General features: G+C 47.8%; 4 protein-coding genes, 4 tRNA genes and 1 other RNA gene. 2 read left to right on the top strand and 7 right to left on the bottom strand.

Going from position 1 to position 5,265, the window contains the following annotated elements; all coding sequences use genetic code 11:
- Positions 1-154: 154 nt before the first annotated feature.
- From ACUTSW_RS25020 to ACUTSW_RS25000, 5 genes are all read right to left on the bottom strand, one after another.
- A tRNA-Thr gene (locus ACUTSW_RS25020) sits at positions 155-230 on the bottom strand.
- Between the two features lie 6 nt (positions 231-236).
- Positions 237-311 (bottom strand) — tRNA-Gly (locus ACUTSW_RS25015).
- 37 nt (positions 312-348) lie between these two features.
- A non-coding RNA gene (locus tag ACUTSW_RS25010) (RtT sRNA) lies at positions 349-464 on the bottom strand.
- 46 nt (positions 465-510) lie between these two features.
- A tRNA-Tyr gene (locus ACUTSW_RS25005) sits at positions 511-595 on the bottom strand.
- 24 nt (positions 596-619) lie between these two features.
- Positions 620-695: transfer RNA gene (locus tag ACUTSW_RS25000), tRNA-Thr, on the bottom strand.
- 422 nt (positions 696-1,117) lie between these two features.
- Between ACUTSW_RS25000 and ACUTSW_RS24995 the strand changes: the two genes are divergently transcribed.
- Both ACUTSW_RS24995 and coaA read left to right on the top strand, forming a co-directional pair.
- Entirely contained in the window at positions 1,118-1,666 is a 549-nt protein-coding gene (locus tag ACUTSW_RS24995; protein WP_445585593.1) for a GNAT family N-acetyltransferase, read from the top strand.
- 219 nt (positions 1,667-1,885) lie between these two features.
- Positions 1,886-2,836 (top strand): type I pantothenate kinase, encoded by a 951-nt coding sequence (gene coaA / locus ACUTSW_RS24990; RefSeq protein WP_004954043.1) that lies wholly within the window; start codon positions 1,886-1,888, stop codon positions 2,834-2,836.
- A gap of 46 nt (positions 2,837-2,882) precedes the next feature.
- Here coaA and birA read toward each other — a convergent pair whose 3' ends face one another.
- Both birA and murB read right to left on the bottom strand, forming a co-directional pair.
- Positions 2,883-3,845 (bottom strand): bifunctional biotin--[acetyl-CoA-carboxylase] ligase/biotin operon repressor BirA, encoded by a 963-nt coding sequence (birA, locus tag ACUTSW_RS24985; RefSeq protein ID WP_445585592.1) that lies wholly within the window; start codon positions 3,843-3,845, stop codon positions 2,883-2,885.
- Positions 3,842-4,879, bottom strand: coding sequence for a UDP-N-acetylmuramate dehydrogenase (gene murB, locus ACUTSW_RS24980; protein WP_445585591.1), 1,038 nt, complete (start codon positions 4,877-4,879; stop codon positions 3,842-3,844). Before murB ends, birA begins: the two co-directional genes overlap by 4 nt.
- Between the last annotated feature and the right edge of the window lie 386 nt (positions 4,880-5,265).

The raw sequence follows: 5,265 nt of genomic DNA, 5'->3' as shown, positions 1-5,265 counted from the left end.
GACGTTAACGTGCGGTTTTGAACGTTCAAACTTTTCTTTAGACATCGATTGTCCCTCTAAGACACGGATAAATCGGTGGTATCACCACATCAACCAAGCATTTGCCTGTTGAATCCAGAACAGAAAGAAAATCAGGGGGCGAGATAATAAGAAGTGGTGCTGATAGGCAGATTCGAACTGCCGACCTCACCCTTACCAAGGGTGCGCTCTACCAACTGAGCTATATCAGCACATCTTGGAGCGGGCAGTGGGAATCGAACCCACATCATCAGCTTGGAAGGCTGAGGTAATAGCCATTATACGATGCCCGCATCCTGGAACTCGGCTACCTGACTTTTCTGTAGAATTTTTAGGTGGGAGAAGGATTGTTCGTCGCTTAACTCTCACCCTTCGAGCCTGCTGCGTTTTGCACTGCACAACTCGAACCTTGCTGAAGACTTTCGCCTTCCCCTTCCGCAAATTAACCGTCGCGAGTTATTCGCTGGCCAGTCAACTGCCGAAGGCAAGATTTGGTGGTGGGGGAAGGATTCGAACCTTCGAAGTCTGTGACGGCAGATTTACAGTCTGCTCCCTTTGGCCGCTCGGGAACCCCACCAGATTTTAACTACTGCGACTTGATTGGTGCCGGCTACCGGAATCGAACTGGTGACCTACTGATTACAAGTCAGTTGCTCTACCAACTGAGCTAAGCCGGCATCAAGTGCAGCGCATTCTAGGTAGAGCGAGCGACCTATGCAACAAAAAAATTGCGTTCCGTGCACTTTCGCTCACAAATCACCCAATTTTGCATGCTACCTGGCAATTCACACCGCACGACGTGCAAACATTCATCAATCACAAGCATCATTCTGCAAAAATCTATTGGATTTTTACAAGTGTTGACTCGGTATTTCTCCGTACTGGCCATCTCCAACCGATCGTTCGAATTTTGGCAAACTGTGAGCCAAGCCAATGCACCACAAAAATGCACCACAAAAATGCACCATAAAGAGGACACAGCCCTATGCGGATGCATAAACTGCGCTCAGATTTCATCGGCCTTGCCATCAATGCGTGCTTACCGTTTTGGCGCAGTTATTGCTTCTTTTCATTACCCCCCGCACAGGAGGAATCGCCAATGAAACTTGTTTTGATTAATGCTGCCACGTTACCTATTTACCGCGATGAGCTTGCCCGTCTATTAACCGATGCGGTCGCTCACGGCGCTTCTGTCGACTATGACACGTCGATTTCTCATGAGGATGCCGAGAGCTATTTCCACAGTCTGCGCCCGGCACTGGCCAAAGGAGAGCTGCTGCTGTGGATCGCCAGGGATGACAGTGGCGTCATCGGCACCGTGCAACTCGAGCTGTGCCAAAAACCGAATGGCCGTAATCGCGCTGAGATACAAAAACTGTTGGTTCACAGCCGCGCACAGCGTAACGGTGTTGGGCATGCCTTAATGAAGGCATTAGAGAAAAGCGCCCTGCAGCAGCATCGAGGTTTGTTGTATCTGGATACTCAGACCGGCTCAGCTGCAGAAGCCTTGTATCGTTCTCTTGGTTATCGCTGCCTGGGTGAATTGCCGGATTATGCCGCCGCGCCAGATGGCAGTTACCATCCCACGGTGATTTATTACAAACGCCTGTTTGCCGTAAATCAACCTTTCCGCGCAATCGCCAGCTAGCATGAAAGCGGTATTATCACCGGATGATACCGCTTTGCAGCCCCTATCAATCAACTGCGCGCCGCCTCGCACAATTGACATAAACTCCTACTAATCGCCAACTTTTGCGAAAAAAGTCTACGCCAAAAACCAAGCTGTCTATAATATGCAGCTTGTTTATTATCTGGACTTGGCGTCTGGCGCCTTTCCCAACCTGCGTTAACAGGCAGAATTTGGCTTATGATAAAAAGAGATCAATCTTTAGCGACGCCTTACCTTCAGTTCGATCGTACCCAGTGGGCTGCGTTGCGAGATTCGGTGCCGCTGACGCTGTCAGAAGAAGAGATCGTTAAACTAAAAGGGATTAACGAAGATCTCTCTTTGGAAGAGGTAGCACAGATTTATCTGCCGCTATCGCGTCTGCTGAACTTCTATATCAGTTCCAACCTTCGTCGTCAGGCCGTACTTGAACAATTTCTCGGTACCGATGGTCAGAAAATTCCCTATGTCATCGGCATTGCCGGCAGCGTTGCCGTAGGCAAAAGCACTACCGCACGTTTACTCCAGGCATTACTTAGCAGTTGGCCGGAGCATCGGAGTGTTGAACTGATCACCACCGACGGTTTCCTGCACCCTAATAAGGTGCTGAACGAACGGGGGTTAATGAAGAAAAAAGGATTCCCGCAGTCTTACGATATGCACAGCCTGGTGAAATTCGTTTCTGAGGTGAAATCCGGTGCCAAACGCGTGACGGCACCCGTATATTCCCACCTGATCTATGACGTTGTTCCGGATGGCAATAAAGTTATTGAGCAGCCAGATATTCTTATTCTGGAAGGATTAAACGTATTACAGAGCGGAATGGATTACCCTCACGATCCACATCACGTATTTGTTTCTGACTTCGTTGATTTCTCAATATATGTCGATGCTCCTGAGCAATTGCTGCAAACCTGGTATATCAATCGGTTCCTGAAATTTCGCCAGGGTGCATTTTCTAATCCTGACTCTTATTTCCATAACTACGCAAAGCTGCCAGAACCGGAGGCCATTAACATTGCCACCCAACTATGGAACGAGATTAATGGATTGAATTTACAGCAGAATATCCTTCCAACCCGTGAGCGAGCCAGCCTGATAATGACGAAAAGCGCTAATCATGCGGTCGAACATGTGCGATTGAGAAAATAATGCTATAAAACAGAGGGGGACAATGTTAGTCCCCTATCAATAATTATTATTCGGCGCTACGTAGAGATATTTCCCCCCCGATAAATGGCTTGATTGCACCATTCTGCTCGAGCAATAATGCCCCTTGCTGATCAATACCACGCGCAATGCCAAAAATTTGTTGTTCGCCAATTAGCAGTTTAACAGGCCGATCAATAAAGTTATCCAAAGCACGCCATCGCGAAATGAAGGGTACCAGTCCATCAATCTCAAACTGCTGCAAAGATTGGCGCAACTCATTCAGCAAGGTTGCTGCAAGCTCATTGCGATCTATGCTAATCCCCGCTTCCTGCAGGTTTATCCAACCCTGATTGATAGCATTGGCATTGCTTTCTCGCATCGCCAAATTGATACCGGCGCCCATCACCAACTGCGCGGCATCACCGGTTTTTCCTGTTAATTCCACCAAGATACCAGCCAGTTTACGATCGTTGAGGTATAAATCATTCGGCCATTTAACCCTGACCTCCTCAGCGCCAAGGCGTTGCAACACCTCTGCCATCACTATACCAATCACCAGGCTCAGACCCATTGCCGCTGCCGGTCCCTGCTCCAGACGCCAAAACATCGAAAGATACAGATTGGCGCCAAACGGTGATATCCATTGCCGCCCGCGTCGGCCACGCCCCGCCTGCTGATACTCAGCGACACAGGCATCACCCGATTGTAACTCAGTGATGCGGTCCAGAAGATATTGGTTGGTAGAGTCTACGACCGATAACACAGTTACACGCTTATCTGCCAGTTGAACAAGAATACGTTTAGAATCCAGCAGTTGGATGGGAGCAGGCAGACTGTACCCTTTTCCCGGCACGGTAAATACATCCAGACCCCACTCACGAATTGTCTGGATATGTTTATTAATCGCTGCGCGACTCATCCCGAGATACTCGCCAAGATGCTCTCCTGAATGGAAACTGCCGTCAGCCAATAGCGCAATTATCTTTAGTGGGACTTTGGAGTCTTTCATGAGAGAACTTCCACAGCATTACATTCACCCGTCGCGCCGATAAAACGAACTTCGGGTTCCAGCCACACATCGAACTTCTTCGCTACCGTATTGCGTACATGGCGAGCCAAAGCGACTACGTCCTGGCTACTGGCATCACCCAGATTAACCAGAACAAGCGCCTGTTGACGATGTACCGCTGCACCGCCAATTTGATAACCCTTCAGCTCACACTGGTCGATCAACCAGCCGGCAGCCAGCTTCACCTGGCCATCCTGTTGCGGGTAATGTGGCATACCCGGGTAAAGAGCAACCAGCTCAGCGCCCTTCTGCTCACTGACCAGCGGGTTCTTGAAGAAACTACCTGCATTACCGGTAACCGCGGGATCAGGCAACTTACTGCGGCGCATTGCGCATACCGACTCAAATATCTGACGTGGTGTCACCGTTTCCGGATCCAGTTTCGTCAGATCGCCATAATTCAGCATCGGGCTCCACTGTTTACTCAGTCGCAAGCCTACGCCGACAATAATATAGCCGGTCTGAAAATCATGCTTGAAAATGCTGTCACGATAACCGAATCCGCACTCTGATGTCGGGATACGATCGATGGCACCTGTATTAAAGTCCAGTAAATCAACGTAGTCGCATACACTTTTCAGTTCGATACCATAAGCACCAATATTTTGAATAGGTGCAGAACCGACCAGACCCGGAATCAAAGCCAGGTTTTCCAGCCCAGGGATACCGTTATCCAACGTAGTGCAGACCAAACCATGCCAGTTTTCGCCGGCGCCAACATGAAGGTACCAGGCATCCGTCTCTTCTCTGATATCGATGCCTTTGAATTGATTGATCATAACCGTACCGGCAAAATCCTCAAGGAACAGGACATTACTTCCCTCACCGAGCACCAACAATGGCTCTTGACGCTTTTGCGTTTTTTGCCAAACCTTGATCATTAATTCGATTCTATCTGCAATGACCAGATGCGCTGCGTTAACCGGGAGCGCAAAGGTATTGTGTGTTTTTAAAGACGCACGTTCAATAGACATAACGTTAAATACCTATACGGAAATAAACTTTTACCTAGTCTACTAGATTCGACGCGCTAGGCTAATATTTGTTTTTATTGATTTTAATTTAGCCAGGAAATCATCCATGTGGAATATACTTCCAATTGTTTTATAAGGAGATATTTATATAAATAGATTGGGTAATGTAATGGAGATAATGAGTGACGTGATTAATACCGGTATTATCTTAATTTGACGTCTATGCACACGTAGCACAATGCCTACTATTTAGTGCTTTTTATATGTATGAAATTATTTATCATTTTTAAAAATCGCTCCCACTTATGATTATAAGCATAACTTAAGCGGTCTTTTTTCGTGAAGTGGCGGTAAATTGAGCTGCATCCGGTATTTCCTGGCCCCAA

The sequence above is a fragment of the Serratia sp. TSA_198.1 genome (assembly GCF_052686505.1).
This window is presented reverse-complemented; position numbering and strand designations above follow the sequence as displayed.

Coding starts and splice junctions, on each gene's coding strand:
- birA (WP_445585592.1), bottom strand. CDS start 3,845: ATGAAAGACTCCAAAGTCCCACTAAAGATAATTGCGCTATTGGCTGAC.
- murB (WP_445585591.1), bottom strand. CDS start 4,879: ATGTCTATTGAACGTGCGTCTTTAAAAACACACAATACCTTTGCGCTC.
- coaA (WP_004954043.1), top strand. CDS start 1,886: ATGATAAAAAGAGATCAATCTTTAGCGACGCCTTACCTTCAGTTCGAT.
- ACUTSW_RS24995 (WP_445585593.1), top strand. CDS start 1,118: ATGAAACTTGTTTTGATTAATGCTGCCACGTTACCTATTTACCGCGAT.